The 14881-nt window shown below is 69.4% G+C and carries 17 protein-coding genes; 13 read left to right on the top strand and 4 right to left on the bottom strand.

Annotation, left to right across the window (positions count from 1 at the left end; genetic code table 11):
* On the top strand, positions 1 to 582 hold a 582-nt coding region (locus ACWELJ_RS07645; protein ID WP_452365367.1), incomplete at its 5' end, for a hypothetical protein.
* Positions 583 to 698: 116 nt separating this feature from the next.
* On the top strand, positions 699 to 1058 hold the full coding sequence (locus ACWELJ_RS07640; protein ID WP_452365366.1) for an arsenate reductase family protein: 360 nt from the start codon (positions 699 to 701) through the stop codon (positions 1056 to 1058).
* 376 nt (positions 1059 to 1434) lie between these two features.
* Here the strand turns inward: ACWELJ_RS07640 and ACWELJ_RS07635 are convergent, their stop codons facing one another.
* The gene (locus ACWELJ_RS07635; RefSeq protein WP_452365365.1) at positions 1435 to 1887 is read right to left on the bottom strand and encodes a nitroreductase family deazaflavin-dependent oxidoreductase; all 453 of its coding nucleotides are present in this window, start codon (positions 1885 to 1887) and stop codon (positions 1435 to 1437) included.
* 127 nt (positions 1888 to 2014) lie between these two features.
* Here ACWELJ_RS07635 and ACWELJ_RS07630 point away from each other — a divergent pair, with 127 nt between their 5' ends.
* Complete coding sequence (locus tag ACWELJ_RS07630) at positions 2015 to 2704, top strand: TetR/AcrR family transcriptional regulator (protein WP_452365364.1); 690 nt, start codon at positions 2015 to 2017, stop codon at positions 2702 to 2704.
* Between the two features lie 19 nt (positions 2705 to 2723).
* Here ACWELJ_RS07630 and ACWELJ_RS07625 read toward each other — a convergent pair whose 3' ends face one another.
* Complete coding sequence (locus ACWELJ_RS07625) at positions 2724 to 3071, bottom strand: DUF4873 domain-containing protein (RefSeq protein WP_452365363.1); 348 nt, start codon at positions 3069 to 3071, stop codon at positions 2724 to 2726.
* Positions 3068 to 3985 carry an AurF N-oxygenase family protein gene (locus ACWELJ_RS07620; protein ID WP_452365362.1) on the bottom strand — a complete coding sequence of 306 codons (918 nt, stop codon included), beginning with the start codon at positions 3983 to 3985 and terminating at the stop codon, positions 3068 to 3070. Before ACWELJ_RS07620 ends, ACWELJ_RS07625 begins: the two co-directional genes overlap by 4 nt.
* 93 nt (positions 3986 to 4078) lie before the next feature.
* Between ACWELJ_RS07620 and ACWELJ_RS07615 the strand changes: the two genes are divergently transcribed.
* Complete coding sequence (locus tag ACWELJ_RS07615) at positions 4079 to 4789, top strand: TetR/AcrR family transcriptional regulator (RefSeq protein WP_452365361.1); 711 nt, start codon at positions 4079 to 4081, stop codon at positions 4787 to 4789.
* Positions 4790 to 4812: 23 nt separating this feature from the next.
* Positions 4813 to 5130 carry a hypothetical protein gene (locus ACWELJ_RS07610; RefSeq protein ID WP_452365360.1) on the top strand — a complete coding sequence of 106 codons (318 nt, stop codon included), beginning with the start codon at positions 4813 to 4815 and terminating at the stop codon, positions 5128 to 5130.
* 3 nt (positions 5131 to 5133) lie between these two features.
* Here the strand turns inward: ACWELJ_RS07610 and ACWELJ_RS07605 are convergent, their stop codons facing one another.
* A complete protein-coding gene (locus ACWELJ_RS07605; RefSeq protein WP_452365359.1) occupies positions 5134 to 6357 on the bottom strand; it encodes a DUF418 domain-containing protein in 1224 nt (407 codons plus the stop codon).
* 132 nt (positions 6358 to 6489) lie between these two features.
* Here ACWELJ_RS07605 and dop point away from each other — a divergent pair, with 132 nt between their 5' ends.
* The 8 genes from dop (at position 6490) to ACWELJ_RS07565 (ending at position 14821) form a co-directional block, all read left to right on the top strand.
* Positions 6490 to 7989, top strand: a complete 1500-nt coding sequence (gene dop / locus ACWELJ_RS07600; RefSeq protein ID WP_452365358.1) for a depupylase/deamidase Dop — start codon at positions 6490 to 6492, stop codon at positions 7987 to 7989.
* 194 nt (positions 7990 to 8183) lie between these two features.
* Positions 8184 to 8378: a ubiquitin-like protein Pup gene (locus ACWELJ_RS07595; protein ID WP_033089305.1), complete on the top strand. Its 195-nt coding sequence runs from the start codon at positions 8184 to 8186 to the stop codon at positions 8376 to 8378.
* A complete protein-coding gene (gene prcB / locus ACWELJ_RS07590; protein WP_452365357.1) occupies positions 8375 to 9235 on the top strand; it encodes a proteasome subunit beta in 861 nt (286 codons plus the stop codon). The genes ACWELJ_RS07595 and prcB overlap by 4 nt, the downstream gene beginning before the upstream one ends.
* Positions 9232 to 10002, top strand: a complete 771-nt coding sequence (prcA, locus tag ACWELJ_RS07585) for a proteasome subunit alpha (RefSeq protein WP_452365356.1) — start codon at positions 9232 to 9234, stop codon at positions 10000 to 10002. The genes prcB and prcA overlap by 4 nt, the downstream gene beginning before the upstream one ends.
* 201 nt (positions 10003 to 10203) lie before the next feature.
* Positions 10204 to 11562 carry a Pup--protein ligase gene (gene pafA, locus ACWELJ_RS07580; protein ID WP_452365355.1) on the top strand — a complete coding sequence of 453 codons (1359 nt, stop codon included), beginning with the start codon at positions 10204 to 10206 and terminating at the stop codon, positions 11560 to 11562.
* Positions 11563 to 11685: 123 nt separating this feature from the next.
* Positions 11686 to 12678: a helix-turn-helix transcriptional regulator gene (locus tag ACWELJ_RS07575; RefSeq protein WP_452365354.1), complete on the top strand. Its 993-nt coding sequence runs from the start codon at positions 11686 to 11688 to the stop codon at positions 12676 to 12678.
* A 152-nt stretch (positions 12679 to 12830) separates the two neighbouring features.
* Positions 12831 to 13793 (top strand): helix-turn-helix transcriptional regulator, encoded by a 963-nt coding sequence (locus tag ACWELJ_RS07570; RefSeq protein WP_452365371.1) that lies wholly within the window; start codon positions 12831 to 12833, stop codon positions 13791 to 13793.
* Positions 13790 to 14821, top strand: a complete 1032-nt coding sequence (locus ACWELJ_RS07565; RefSeq protein WP_452365353.1) for a 2-dehydropantoate 2-reductase — start codon at positions 13790 to 13792, stop codon at positions 14819 to 14821. The genes ACWELJ_RS07570 and ACWELJ_RS07565 overlap by 4 nt, the downstream gene beginning before the upstream one ends.
* The last annotated feature ends 60 nt before the right edge of the window (positions 14822 to 14881 follow it).

Genomic DNA, 14881 nt, shown 5'->3' with positions numbered 1-14881 from the left:
CCCGCCGAGCAGCTCGCGGGCGGCGCGACCGCCGACGCGCTGATGGACGCCAACCGTCCCGGCATCGCCGCCTCCGCCTACCGGGCCCTCATCGACGATGCCGTCGGCACCGGCCGGCCGGATCCGCTCATCATGGGCAAGGCCACCCTGGGCCTGCTCACCGCGCTCATCTTCGACAATCGGGTCGGCGAGGCGCATGCGGTGTGGATCGACGAGCAAGGGCCCACCTACCTGGGCATCTGGTCGCTCGAGAACGGCCAGACCTCGGTGCACGACGCCATCGCCTACAACCTGATCGCCGCCTTCCTGCACTCGCTGAGCAGCGGCGACCCGAACGCCGCCAACCACGCCGTCGACAGCCTCATGACCCGAAACGTGGAGTGGGCCTACGAGAACGACCGCCAGGTCGTGCCCGCCATGATCGGCAGCTGGCGGCGGCACCTGCTCGAGATCCACGGCGGCGAACCCGGCCCCGAATACCGCTGGCAGCTCACCCAGGCCGAACAGCGCTGGGGCGCGCCGATTCCCGACGGCGGCCTGTACTGGATGCGCCCCTACCGGTGGGTCGTCGACTGGCTGTGAGCGTTCGGTCGGCCGGTGCCCGACCCTGGCGGTCGGTCCATGCTGACCGCACTGGTCGGTACGTCCCGACCGTGCCGGTGACCGGGGGAGTCGGTGCCGCCGCCTAGGCTGGCGATATGGCGACCGAAATCTGGCACAACCCGCAGTGCTCCAAGAGCCGCACGGCCAAAGCGGTGCTCGAGGAAACCGGCTCGGACTACGTCGAGCGCCGCTACCTCGACAACCCGCCCTCGGCCGACGAAATCCGCGCCGCCCTGACCAAACTCGGCCTCGAACCATGGGACATCACCCGCACCGCCGAGGCTCAGGCCAAGGAACTCGGCGTCGCCTCCTGGGGCCGCACCGCCGCCGACCGCGATCGCTGGATCGAGGCCCTGGCCACCCACCCCCGCCTCATCCAGCGCCCCATCGTCTTCACCGCCGACGGCCGCGCCTTCGTCGCCCGCGACAACGAAACCCTCGACGAACTGCGCTGACCCTACGGCGAAGGCCGACGTGGTGACCCAACCGAATCGGCCGGTCCGCCGCAGGCTCGGGGGACCGGAGTCACGGTGCGCACCACGCGCTCCGGGTCGGCATGCGAGGGGCGGGACGAGTCCGCCGGTCACCTGTCGGTGCCGGTGACTCGCGAAATGAGCGGTGGCTGACCCATCCGGAAGTCCGCCGGCTGCGCGGGGGATCCGCGCCCGGACACGAACTCGCCCCGGCAAGGCGCAGACCTTGCCGGGGCGAGTTCGTCGTCTGGGGCTCGAGCCGATGTTGCTCGGGGCTCGGGGCTCGGGGCTCGGGGCTCGCGGCCCTGGTCGTGGTCCGGGTCTGGCGTGCGGGCCGGGCGAGGACTCCTGGGGTGGGTCAGCTCAGGACGAAGACGGGGAATCCCGGTGCGATGGCGGCCAATTCGGCGTCGGTGGCGTTCTTGGTGACGCCTTCGAAGAAGCGGCCGACCTCCCAGCCCCAGCGGTCGAGGTAGGCGCGCAGGACGGGGATCTTGTCGGCGTCGGGGAGTTCGGTGGCGGTGAAGGTCTCGGACTTGCGGCCCAGGCGCAGTTCGCCGGTACCGGCGACGCGCAGGTTGCGGACCCACTGGGTGTGGCCGCGCGGGGCGACCAGGTAGCGGGTGCCGTCGATGGTCAGGACATTGACCAGGGTGGTGCGCCATTCGCCGGACTTGCGGCCGCGCACCGCCAGCAGCCGCGAGCCCGCGACGCTGATGCCGAGCTTGGGGAGCATATTGAAGAAGCGGTTCATATACGGGTCGAGACCGGTGGGGCCGATGTAGCGGGTGGCGGCGGTGTGGGCGTCCATGGGATCTTCCTTCACTCTGCGAGAGCGGTGCTCTCTGTTGTGATCAGTGTGCATGCACGCCTCGCGGAATGTCAAGAGCGGTGCTCTCGAAATATTCGGGTGATCCGAAACGTGGCACACTATCGGGATGAGCGTCCCCCGAACCGCCCGCGCCCGGGCCAGAGCCGAGATCACCCGCGAGATCACCGACGCCGCGCGCCGGCAGCTCGCCGAATCCGGCGCCCCCGCGCTCTCGCTGCGGGCCATCGCCCGCGAACTGGGCATGGTGTCCTCGGCGCTGTACCGCTACTTCCCCAGCCGCGACGACCTGCTCACCACGCTCATCATCGAGGCGTACGACAGCATCGCCGACGCGGTCGAGAACGCGGTCGCGGCGGCGGACACGCCCCGGGCGCAGTGGCGGGGAATCTCGCACGCGGTACGGGACTGGGCCAAGGCCCACCCGCACGAGTACGCCCTGGTCTACGGCTCGCCGGTCCCGGGTTACCGGGCCCCCGAATCCACCATCGGGCCCGCCTCCCGCGTGCCGGTGGCGGCGCTCGGCGTGGTCAACCGGGCCTGGAAGTCGGCCAGTCTCACGCTGCCCGACGGCCCGGTCGACCCGGTGCTGGCCGCCCAGTCGGCGGGCATCGCCGAGCAGGTCGCGCCCGGCCTGCCCGAGGTCGCCGTGGTGCGCGCGGTGATGGCGTGGACGCAGCTCTACGGCACGGTCACCTTCGAACTGTTCGGGCAGCTCGACAACAGCATGGATCCGGCCGGGCCGTTCTTCGCCTACGCCGTCGAGGCCATGGCCGACTTCATCGGCCTGACCCGGTAGCGAGACGAACGGCGTCGCGCTACGGCGTGAACGGCGGCGCGCCGATTCCGGCGATGCGCAGATTGCCCCACGGGTCGCGCTCTTGGAGCACGCCGGGGGCCGGAGCCCGGCCCGGCACGGTCAGGAAGACCTGACCGCGTCCCGGCTCGGGGAGGGGCGCCCCGCGCTCCGCGGAAACCCGCCCGTACCAATGGAACTGGCCGTCGATGGGATCGAGATGGCCGGTCAGCGCGACCCGCACCGCCACCTCGACGCCCGGTGCGTCCAGCAGTGCCGGTCCCGAATAGTCCGGCGCCGGTTCGGGTTCGGTGGAGTCCTGCGGACCGGCCGGAGACGGGAGATCGCGACGGGCCCGCCGGAACCTCACAGCAGTCCTCGGCGTCGCCACACGCGCTTGCCGATCGGCCCCATCAGCCCCTGTTTGTCCAGGAACGCGCCGAGATTCGCCGCGCCCAGTCCGAGCGCGCGCCGCGAATGCGGGTTGGCGCGGGCCGTCCGGCGCGCCGCCCGCCCGTCCTCGATACCCGCGCGGGCGTACATGTGCCAGTTGGTCATCAGATGCACGAACAGGGGAGCGGCCACCGCGACGCACAGTCGCGTGTACCGCAGTTCGATCGTCGACATACCCGGCACCCGGTGTGCCAGGGCGTCGCGCGCGAACCCGATGTGCCGCGCCTCCTCGGTGACGTGGATGCGCATGGCCCGCGCGACCAACGGCTGCAACCGCGGATCGTCGAGGGTGCGGCGCTGCAGCGCGTCGAAGATCTCCTCGCCGACCAGCGCCCCCACCCACACCATGGATCCGCGCAGCACCTGCTGCAAGGCGCTGATGGTCCAGCGCTCGAACCGGTTGGGCCAGTAGGGCCGCGCCTCGATGCGGTCGATGAGCTTGCCGAACATCATCATGTGCCGGCACTCGTCGCCCATCTCGGTGAGCGTGTAGTGCGCGTGCCGCGAGGTCGGGTCACCGGCCATGAGTTCGCGCAGCAGCAGCCGGTTGAGCAGGTTCTCGAACCAGATTCCGACCGAGAGCACATTGGCGAGTTCCTGGCGGGAGAGTTCGCGGCGCTGTTCGGGGGTCATGGCGTCCCAGAGCGGGGTGCCGTAGAGGGAGATGACCTCGGGCGGCAGGAAGAGCTTGTCCGGGTCCAGCGGTGCGTCCCAGTCCAGATCGACGACCGGGTCGTAGGACTTCTTCACCGACCCGGCCAGCAAACGCTGGGCCAAGGATTCGCGCCCGGAAAGACCGTGCGCAGCGGCGGAGACCGCGTTGTCGCCCATGACAGCTCCCGACTATTACTGATACAGGCTGTTACACTCAGATTAGTGGTACATGCTGTCACGGTCAATGCGGAGGTGGGTATCGTGAGGCGGGTGACCGGGACCCGACGCAGCAAACCCGCGCCGAGGGGCGCCGACGGCCGCAGCACGCGCTGGGACGGCCACAAGGCCCGCCGCCGGATCGAGATGCTCGACGCCGCGCTGGCCGTGATCGAGGAGAACGGCACCGAGATCTCCGTCCAGCAGATCGCCGACCGCCTCTCGGTCCCGCGCCCGGTCGTCTACCGGCACTTCGACGGCCGCAACGACCTCGACGAAGCCATCCGCCGCCACATCCTCGACGGCCTCACCGCCGAGCTGATGCCGCGCCTGCACCCCGACGGCACCGTCCGCGACCTGGTGCGCGGAGCCGTCGGCACCTATGTCGGCTGGGTGGAACGCCACCCCAACCTGCATCGCTTCCTCACCGCGGGCGACCCGCACGGCGAATCCTCGACCGCGCTGGCCGGGGCCCGCGACCGCATCGGCGGACGGCTCGCGGACCTGTTCGCCGACACCCTGCACCGCTTCGGCATCGACCGGAACCGGGCCCGCCCCATGGCCTTCGGCACGGTCGGGTTCGTCGACGGCGTGGTCAACAGCTGGCGCGCGGCTCCCGGCCTGTCCTCCGAGCACATCGAGGGCATCCTCACCGAATCGGTGCTGTCGCTGCTCGAGGGCAATGCCCGTAGTCTGGACGTGCCGCTGACCCGCGACACCGTCGTCGCCGACCTGCTCTCGCGTACCGAGGCGGCGCGGGCGTGACGTCGATCGACCCGAGGACCCCGATGACCGCACGCACTCTGGCCCGGCTGGCCGTGTTCACCGGAATCGCCGGGGCCGCACTGGCTCCGGCCGCGTCCGCCGGCGCCGACACCGAACTCCCCGCCGGACTGCACTGCGACGTCCTGGACTGCCGCAACGACACCGACACCGAATACGTGGTCTCCGGCTCCATGCAGTGCGAGTATCACGATGCCGACGGCGGCGGCTCCTCCGGCAGCGAGCAGTTCGTCGATTTCGTTCCGGCGCATTCGCTCTACCGGCTCTCGTCCTGCATCGACGGCCAGTCGCCCTACCTGCGCTCCATCGACGAGGTCGACTAGCCCTCAGCGCGCCGTGCCGGTGAGGGCCAGATAGCTGCGATTCCACACCCATTCGACCGGACCGCGCTCGAAGCGCCGCAGCCAGCAGTGCGCGAAGACCAGCATGAGCGCGCACACCAGCACGTAGATCCCCACCGTGAACGGCACCCGGGCGTTGGCCGACACCAGGCTCGCCAGGCCCAGACCCCAGCCGTAGCACAGGAATCCAGCCACCAGGTTCTGGAGGATGTAGCAGCTCAACGCCATTCGCCCGACCTCACCGAAGCGGCGGCCCACCCAGCCGGGCCGGGGCCGATGCGCGTAGACCTCGGCGACCAGGGCCAGCAGGCCCAGCGAGACGACGGGCGCGGTGCCGTAGCGAGCCAGCAGGATCAGATCCCCGCCGATCAGGCCCAGCGCCAGGTCGACGGGCGCGGCGATCCCGAATCCGATCAGCATGAGCCGCTGGCGGATTCGCGCTCCGCCCGGCTCGAAGATCCCGGCCCGGAACAGGCGCGCACCCAGCAGGAACAGCGCGATGGACATCGGGAAGATGAGCAGCGGCTCGAGCCGGAACACCAGCAGGTGCTCCCACCGGAACGCCACCAGATCCCAGAACGACCCGTCCGCGTACGGATTCGGATCCAGCGCGCGCCGAGGGCCGGAATCGTCGGGCGATCCGGCCGCGATCGCCACCGCGAACAGCGACAACAGGGTCAGGTGCACGCCGGCCTGCGCGATGAGCCAGCGCCGCTGCGCCCGCGGGCTGGTGGCCAGGATGTACGCGACCACCAGACCGGTGACCGCGTACCCCATCAGCACGTCGAACTCGGCGACCAGGAAGAAGTTCAGCAGGCCGTCGAGGAACAGCAGCCCCGCCCGCACCGGATAGCCGCCCGGCCAGGCGCGTCCGCCGCGCGCCGCCGATCGCTGCTGGATAGCCAGCCCGATGCCGAACATGATGGTCAGCAGCCCCAGGAACTTGCCCTGCGCCAGCTGTTGCAGGAATCGCTCGATCCACAGCCATGCCCCGTGCGGCTCGTCGGTGCGCGCGATATAGCCGAGCAGCCCTTCGGCATTGGTGAAGATCCAGACATTGGTGCCCAGGGTGCCCAGGATCGCGATGCCGCGCAGCACGTCGAGCGCGGCCACCCGGCTCGAAACAGCCGGGGCGGGAACGGGATTCGGGTCGTCGGCGACGGTGGTGACCGGGTGCGGCGGGCGGGGGAGGGGAGCCGATTCGACCATGGAGGTGATTGTGCCGTCGCGCCGGTCCCGCGCGGATCGCCCGTGAGGACGACCCGGCGTACGACTCGCGAATGAGACCGACCCGGACAGTCCGCCCGCGTCCGGGCGTGCCTTTCGCCTAGGCTCGAAGCCATGCAGCGCATCATCGGAATCGAGGTCGAGTACGGCATTTCGACGCCGACCGAGCCGTCAGCCAACCCGATTCTCACCTCCACCCAGGCGGTGCTCGCCTACGCCGCGGCCGAGGGCGTGCCGCGCGCCAAGCGCACACGCTGGGATTACGAGGTGGAATCGCCGTTGCGCGACGCGCGCGGTTTCGATCTCGGCAGGCTCAACGGGCCCGCGCCGGTGATCGACGCCGACGAGGTCGGGGCGGCCAATATGATCCTCACCAACGGGGCCCGCCTCTACGTCGACCACGCCCACCCGGAGTACTCCGCGCCGGAGGTCACCGACCCGCTCGACGCCGTGATCTGGGACAAGGCCGGTGAACGGGTCATGGAGGCCGCCGCCCGCTACGCCTCCAGCGTGCCCGGCGCGGCCCGCATGCAGCTGTACAAGAACAATGTGGACGGCAAGGGCGCCTCCTACGGCACCCACGAGAACTACCTGATGAGCCGGGAGACCCCGTTCAATCAGATCATCGTGGGCCTGACCCCGTTCTTCGCCTCCCGGCAGGTGGTCTGCGGGTCCGGACGCGTCGGCATCGGCCAGTCCGGTGACACCCCCGGTTTCCAGCTGTCGCAGCGCGCGGACTACATCGAGGTCGAGGTCGGGCTCGAGACCACCCTCAAGCGCGGCATCATCAACACCCGCGACGAGCCGCACGCCGACGCCGACAAGTATCGCCGCCTGCACGTCATCATCGGCGACGCCAACCTGGCCGAATGGTCGACCTACCTCAAGGTCGGCACCGCGGCGCTGGTGCTGGACATGATCGAGGCGGGCGAGGACTTCTCGGATCTGCAGCTGGCCCGCCCGGTCACCGCCGTGCACACCATCAGCCACGACCCGACTCTGCGTGCCACCGTGGCCCTTTCCGACGGACGCGAGCTGACCGGCCTTGCGCTGCAACGCATCTACCTCGACCGGGTCGAGAAGTTCATGGACCGCACCGGAAACGACGACGCGCGGGTGCAGGACGTCATCGAGAAGTGGGCCCACGTGCTGGACCTGCTCGAGCGCGACCCGCTCGAATGCGCCGACCTGCTGGACTGGTGCGCCAAGCTGCGCCTGCTCGAGGGCATGCGCTCGCGTGAGGGCCTGTCCTGGGCCGCGCCCAAGCTGCACCTGGTCGACCTGCAGTACTCCGACGTGCGCCTGGACAAGGGCCTCTACAACCGCCTGGTGGCGCGCGGCTCGATGCAGCGCCTGGTCACCGAGCAGCAGGTCACCGACGCCATGACCAACCCGCCCACGGACACCCGCGCCTACTTCCGCGGTGAGTGCCTGCGCCGGTTCGGCGCCGATATCGCGGCGGCCAGCTGGGATTCGGTGATCTTCGACCTGGGCGGCGACTCGCTGGTGCGGATCCCCACCCTGGAACCGCGTCGCGGCACCAAGTCCCACGTCGGCGAACTCCTCGACGGCGTGCACACCGCCTCCGAACTGGTGCGCCAGCTGACCCACTAGGCCCACGTGAGAGGGGTACGGGACCTGAACCCCGTACCCCTTTTTCGTGTCCGCGACATGGCGGCGGGGAGATCGCGGGCACAGCACAATGACGTTTAATCCGGCATGTTGTCCCCGCTGGTGGGTACTGTTGACGGCACGAGCATCGGGTCTTCTCCGGTGCTCGCCGATGATCACAGAGGAGGTCGGCTGCTATGGCACAAGAGCAGACCAAGCGCGCCGGTGGCGGCGACGAGGACGAGGGCCCGGTCGGCGACGGTGGGGCGGGACAGGAGCGTCGCGAGAAGCTGGCGGAGGAAACCGACGACCTGCTCGACGAGATCGACGACGTGCTCGAGGAGAACGCGGAGGACTTCGTCCGCGCATACGTGCAGAAGGGCGGCCAGTGACCCCAGGTGACCCCCTGCGGCTCCAGTTGGGGTTCGCCCAATCCTCTTTCTCCGAATACCTGCGCATTCACGCTCCGGAACTGTTGCCCGGCAACGGAATCGGATCCGGCGGCACGCACCCCAAGCCGGGCGTGCCGTCGGATATCGCTCCGCACGGCACCACCATCGTCGCGGTCAGCTACCGCGGCGGGGTGCTGATCGCCGGCGACCGCCGCGCCACCCAGGGCAACCTGCTGGCCCAGCGTGACATCGAGAAGGTGTACATCACCGACACCTACTCCGCGGCCGGCATCGCCGGTACCGCGGGGATGGCGATCGAGATGATCCGCCTGTTCGCGGTGGAGCTCGAGTACTACGAGAAGATCGAGGGCGTTCCCCTCACCTTCGACGGCAAGTCCAACAAGCTGTCGAAGATGGTGCGCGACAACCTCCCCGCCGCCCTGCAGGGGCTGGCGGTGGTCCCGCTGCTGGTCGGCTTCGACCCGGACGCGCAGGACCCGGACAAGTCCGGGCGGATCGTGTCCTACGACGTGGTCGGCGGGCGCAGCGAGGAGCGGTTCGGGTATACCGCGGTGGGGTCGGGTTCCCTGTTCGCCAAATCGTCGCTGAAGAAGACCTACGCGCGCGGCCTCGACCAGGACCGGGCGCTGCGGATCGCGATCGAATCGCTCTTCGACGCCGCCGACGACGACACCGCCACCGGCGGGCCCGACACCATGCGCAATATCTACCCGACGGCCGTCGTCATCGACTCCGAGGGCGCGGTGGAGGTCACCGACGAGCGCCTGAAGGAGATCACCCGGGCGATGGTGGAGGAGCGGGCCGCGCTGGCGGCAGAGGGGATCGGCGAAGCATGACACTGCCGTATTACGCGTCGGCCGAGCAGATCATGCGCGACAAGACCGAGCTCGCGCGCAAGGGCATCGCGCGCGGCCGCTCGGTCATCGTGCTGGTCTACGACAAGGGCGTGGTGTTCGTGGCCGAGAACCCCTCGGCCACGCTCCACAAGATCAGTGAGCTCTACGACCGGGTCGGTTTCGCCGCGGTCGGCAAGTACAACGAGTTCGAGGCGCTGCGCCGCGGGGGCATCCTGCAGGCCGATCTGCGCGGTTACCAGTTCGACCGCCGCGACGTGACCGGCCGGTTCCTGGCCAACCTGTACGCGCAGAGCCTGGGCACCATCTTCACCGACCAGCTCAAGCCCTACGAGGTGGAGATCTGCGTCGCCGAGGTGGGTTACCCGGAACAGTCCACGAACTCGGTGCTGTACCGCATCAACTTCGACGGATCCATCGTCGACGAACGGGAATTCGTGGTGATGGGCGGCAACACCGACCCGATCACCACCGCCCTCAAGGCTTCCTACAAGCCGGGCCTGGACCTGCATTCGGCCATCACCACGGCGGTGGCCGCGCTGCAGAAGGCCGTGCCCGAGGGCGACAAGGACAAGCAGCGCACCGTGGGCGTCTCCTCCCTGGAGGTGGCAACCCTCGAGCAGTCGCGGCCGCGGCGGGCGTTCCGCCGGGTCCACGGCGCCGCGCTGCAAGAACTGATCACCGGCAAGGCCCCGAACGCGAAAGCGGCGGCCGAGGCCGACAAGCCGTCGGGCGGGGACCCCTCCTAAGGCCCCGGCGACGTCGGCGAATCCCGCTATTCGGGATAAGGCTCCTTTGCACTCTCAATAGCAGAGTGCAAAGGAGCCTTGCTTTTTCGCAGGGTAGAGTGCGTGCCGCGTTGCACCTCGTGCTAAATCGTTGTGAATACGTTTGCATCAGTGCTCCGACAAGGCCGTTACCGGGCACTATTCCGCTGTAATGTCGATAGGGTGCAGCGACGAATCATGGGGATCGAGACCGAATTCGGGGTGACGTGCACGTTCCACGGTCACCGTCGGTTGAGTCCTGACGAGGTGGCCCGGTACTTGTTCCGCCGGGTAGTTTCCTGGGGCCGTAGCTCGAACGTGTTCCTTCGTAATGGTGCCCGGCTCTACCTCGATGTCGGTTCCCATCCGGAGTACGCCACGGCCGAATGTGACAGCTTGGTGCAGTTGGTCACTCACGACCGCGCCGGCGAGCGGGTCCTGGAGGATCTGCTCATAGACGCCGAGCAGCGGCTCGCGGAGGAGGGTATCGGCGGCGATATCTACCTGTTCAAGAACAACACCGACTCCGCGGGCAACTCCTACGGCTGCCACGAGAACTTCCTCGTGGTCCGGGCCGGGGAGTTCTCGAGGATCTCCGACGTGCTGTTGCCGTTCCTGGTTACCCGGCAGCTGATCTGCGGGGCCGGGAAGGTGCTCCAGACGCCGAAGGCGGCGACGTTCTGTCTGTCGCAGCGGGCCGAGCACATCTGGGAGGGGGTGTCGTCGGCGACCACACGGTCGCGGCCGATCATCAACACCCGTGACGAGCCGCACGCCGACGCCGAGAAGTACCGGCGCCTGCACGTGATCGTGGGCGACTCGAACATGGCCGAGACCACGACCATGCTCAAGGTCGGCACGGCGTCGCTGGTGCTGGAGATGATCGAGGCGGGCGTCGCGTTCCGAGACTTCGCTCTGGACAACCCGATTCGCGCCATCCGCGAGGTGTCGCACGACCTCACCGGTCGCCGTCCGGTGCGGCTGGCCGGCGGCCGGCAGGCCTCGGCGCTCGACATCCAGCGCGAGTACTACGCCCGCGCCGTCGAGCATCTGCGCAACCGCGACCGCGACCCGCAGGTCGACGCGGTGGTGGATCTGTGGGGCCGCACCCTCGACGCCGTCGAGGCGCAGGACTTCGCCAAGGTGGACACCGAGATCGACTGGATCATCAAGCGCAAGCTGTTCCAGCGGTACCAGGACCGCTACAACATGGAGCTGTCCGATCCCAAGATCGCCCAGCTGGACCTGGCCTATCACGACATCAAGCGCGGCCGCGGCGTCTTCGACCTGCTCGCCCGCAAGGGTCTGGCCAAGCGGATCACCGAGGACGACGCGGTCGACGCGGCGGTCACCACGCCGCCGCAGACCACCCGGGCCAAGCTGCGTGGCGATTTCATCACCGCCGCGCAGGAGGCGGGCCGCGACTTCACCGTCGACTGGGTCCACCTCAAGCTCAATGACCAGGCACAACGGACGGTGCTCTGCAAGGACCCGTTCCGCTCGGTCGACGAGCGCGTGGATCGGCTGATCGCCTCGATGTGAGGACCGGGAACGGGCCGCGAACCACTCGGTTCGCGGCCCGTTCCGCGCGTCATGGGGGCGATCAGGGGAAAAACGCGACCGCCCGTGCTTCACCTCGGCGATAGTCCCATTACTCTCTACGGGGTGGCGATATCCAAGGTCGAGCGGTTGATGAATCTGGTTATCGCGCTGCTGTCCACCCGGCAGTTCCTGACCGCGGAGCGGATCCGGGAGTCGGTCGCCGGGTACGAGGAGTCCGCGAGCGACGAGGCCTTCAGCCGGATGTTCGAGCGCGACAAGAACGAGCTGCGCGATCTGGGCATACCCCTGGAGATCGGACCGGTGAGCCGGTTGTCGAGCGTCGAGGGCTATCGCATCAACCGGGATGCCTATGAGCTGCCGGACATCGATCTGACCAGCGAGGAAGCCGCCGCGGTCGCGGTGGCCGTGCAGTTGTGGGAGTCGCCGGAGCTGGCGGCGGCCGCCGAGGGCGGTCTGCTCAAGCTGCGCGCGGCCGGTATTCACGTGGAGCCCGACGCCGGGGTGTCGGCGGTGCCCGCGGTGCCGGCGCGGACCCGCGGCTCGGAGCCGGTGCTGGGCAAGCTGCTCGCCGCGATCGACGCCGGACGGTCGGTGCGGTTCAAACACCGGCAGTCACACGGGGATCCGGTCGAACGCGATGTCCAGCCCTGGGGTGTGGTGACCCACCACGGCCGCTGGTACCTGGTCGGGCACGACAACGTACGCGACGCGCAGCGGGTATTCCGCATCTCCCGCATCGACGAGGACGTCACCGAATACGGCCCGGCCAATGCGGTGCACAAGCCCGAGGACCTGGATCTGCGCACCGCGGTCGCCGAGGTCACCGCGCAGTCGCCGATCACCGGATCGGCCACCGTGTGGGTGGCCCAGGGCCGCGGCCAGGAGATCCGCCGCCTCGGACCGGTCATGGAGGACCGGGTGCTGGGCGGGCGGCCCGGCTCGATCGTGGAGGTGCCGATCCGTTCACGCGACTGGCTGGCCCGGCTCATCACCGGACTCGGCGCGGACGCGCTGGTGCTCGCGCCGGAGGACCTGCGCGACAACGTGATCGCGCGCCTGAAGTCGGTGCTCGAGCGGACGGAGGTGACGGCGTGAGTGCGGACGCGTCGCGGAAACGCCGGGGAGACAGCGTGATCGACACTGCCCGCAAGGGTGACGGCGCCCGGGCGTCGGAAGGCGCCAAGGATCGGCGGGGCAGCGCGGCGGCGAGCAGCCGCCTGTCGACCCGACTGGCCCGGCTGCTCAATATGATTCCGTACTTCCAAGCCAACCCGGGCATCGGCGCGGCGGAGGCGGCGGCCGAACTCGGCGTCACCACCAAGCAGCTGATGACCGATCTGAACCAGCTGTGGATGTGCGGGCTGCCCGGCTACGGGCCCGGTGACCTGATCGACCTGTCGTTCTCCGAGGAGAGCATCGAGGTCACCTTCAGCGCCGGCATCGACCGCCCGCTGCGGCTGACCTCGCTGGAGGCGACCGCGCTGCTGGTGGCGCTGCGCTCGATCGCGGATCTGCCGGGCATGGTGGATCCCAGCGCCGCGCACTCGGCCACCGCGAAGATCGAATCCGCCATCTCCGGACGGGAATTCGAGGGTCCGGAACTACCCGCACCGGTGGAGGCGCCGGCCGTGACGACCGTCCGGTCCGCCGTGGAGCACGCGCACGCGCTGCGCCTGGTCTACTACTCGGCCAGTCGCGATGTGGTGTCCGAGCGCGTCGTGGACCCGATCCGAATCGTGCTGGTGGACAACAACAGCTACCTGCAGGCGTGGTGCCGGCAAGCCGAGGGCGTGCGCCTGTTCCGGCTCGACCGCATCGAGGAGGCCACCGAACTCGACGAGCCCGCGCGCCCGCCCGCCGAGGCCGCCCTCGACGAGTCCGCCGCCCTGGACCTGTTCGTCGACGATCCCGCGGTCCCGCTGGCGCGCTTGCTGATTCGCCCCGACTACGCGTGGGTGCTCGAGCAGTACCCCATGCACAAGGTCACCACCCACCCCGACGGCAGCCTCGAGGCCACCATGCGCTTCGCCACCCTGGACTGGATGGCGCGACTGCTGCTCGGCTTCGGCGCGGGCGTCACCGTGCTCGGCCCACCCGAACTGGTGACCGCGGTGCGCGAGCGGTCCGGGTCGGCGCTGGCCGCCTACGCCGGACTCGACGACGCCGGGCTCGGGAGGCTCGCCGGGCTCGAGGAGGTCGGTCCCGCTTGAGTTTCCGGGTGACGGTGCTCGGCGCGGGCAGCATCGGGTGTTATGTGGGCGGGCGGCTGGCCGCGGCGGGCGCGGAGGTGACCTTCGTGGGCCGCCCGCGCGTGCTCGACGAGCTGAACGCGCACGGACTGCGGCTCACCGACCTCGACGGCAGGAACGTCACCGTCGAACCGACCGCGTTCCGCACGGCCACCGTGCCCACCGGCGACGCCGATCTGGTCCTGATCACCGTCAAGTCCGCGGGCACGGCCACCGCGGCCGCCGAACTGGCCGGGGTGCTCGCGCCCGGCACCGTGGTGCTCAGCCTGCAGAACGGCATCGGCAACGACGCGGTCATCCGGGAGATCCTGCCCACCTGTGTGGTGCTGCCCGGCATGGTGATGTTCAATGTGGTTCACCGCGGCGAGGGTCGCTTCCACCGGGGCACCGCGGGCACCGTCGATATCGCCGACGACCCGGTGCTCGAGCCGTTCACCGGCGTCTTCGCCCGCTCGGGTCTGGGCTTCAAACGCCACGCCGACCTGCTGTCCATCCAATGGGCCAAGCTGCTGCTGAACCTGAACAACCCGATCAACGCGCTGTCGGGCCGCCCGCTGCGCGAGGAGCTGGGGGCCCGCGACTACCGGCGCTGCCTGGCCCTGGCCCAGCGCGAGGCGCTGGCCGTCATGGCCGCCGCCCGGATCCGCCCGGCCCGGCTCACGCCGCTGCCGCCGGAGTTGATGGCGCGCCTGCTGACCGCCCCCGACGGCGTCTTCCGCCGGGTTGCCGGACGTGTGCTGGCCATCGATCCGGTGGCCCGCTCGTCCATGGCCGACGATCTGGCCGCCGGGCGCGCCACCGAAATCCCTTGGCTGTGCGGAGAAATCGTCAGCCTCGGTGCCATGGTAGGAATACCCACGCCGGTGAACCAGAAGCTGGTAGAACTCGTGACAGCCGTGGAGAACGGCGACCGGCGCACCTGGTCGGGAGCGGAATTGCTGGCACAACTCGAGAACGCCGTGCGTGACGACGCGGCGAACAAGGGTTGACAACGAGGTTCGCGGTATGCGGGTCCGGTAGCATCGGACTCACCAAGTCTTTGGAGGTAA

Source organism: Nocardia sp. NPDC004582, assembly GCF_053602115.1.
Note: the sequence above shows the minus strand (reverse complement) of the source record. Positions and strands in the feature narration are given on the sequence as shown.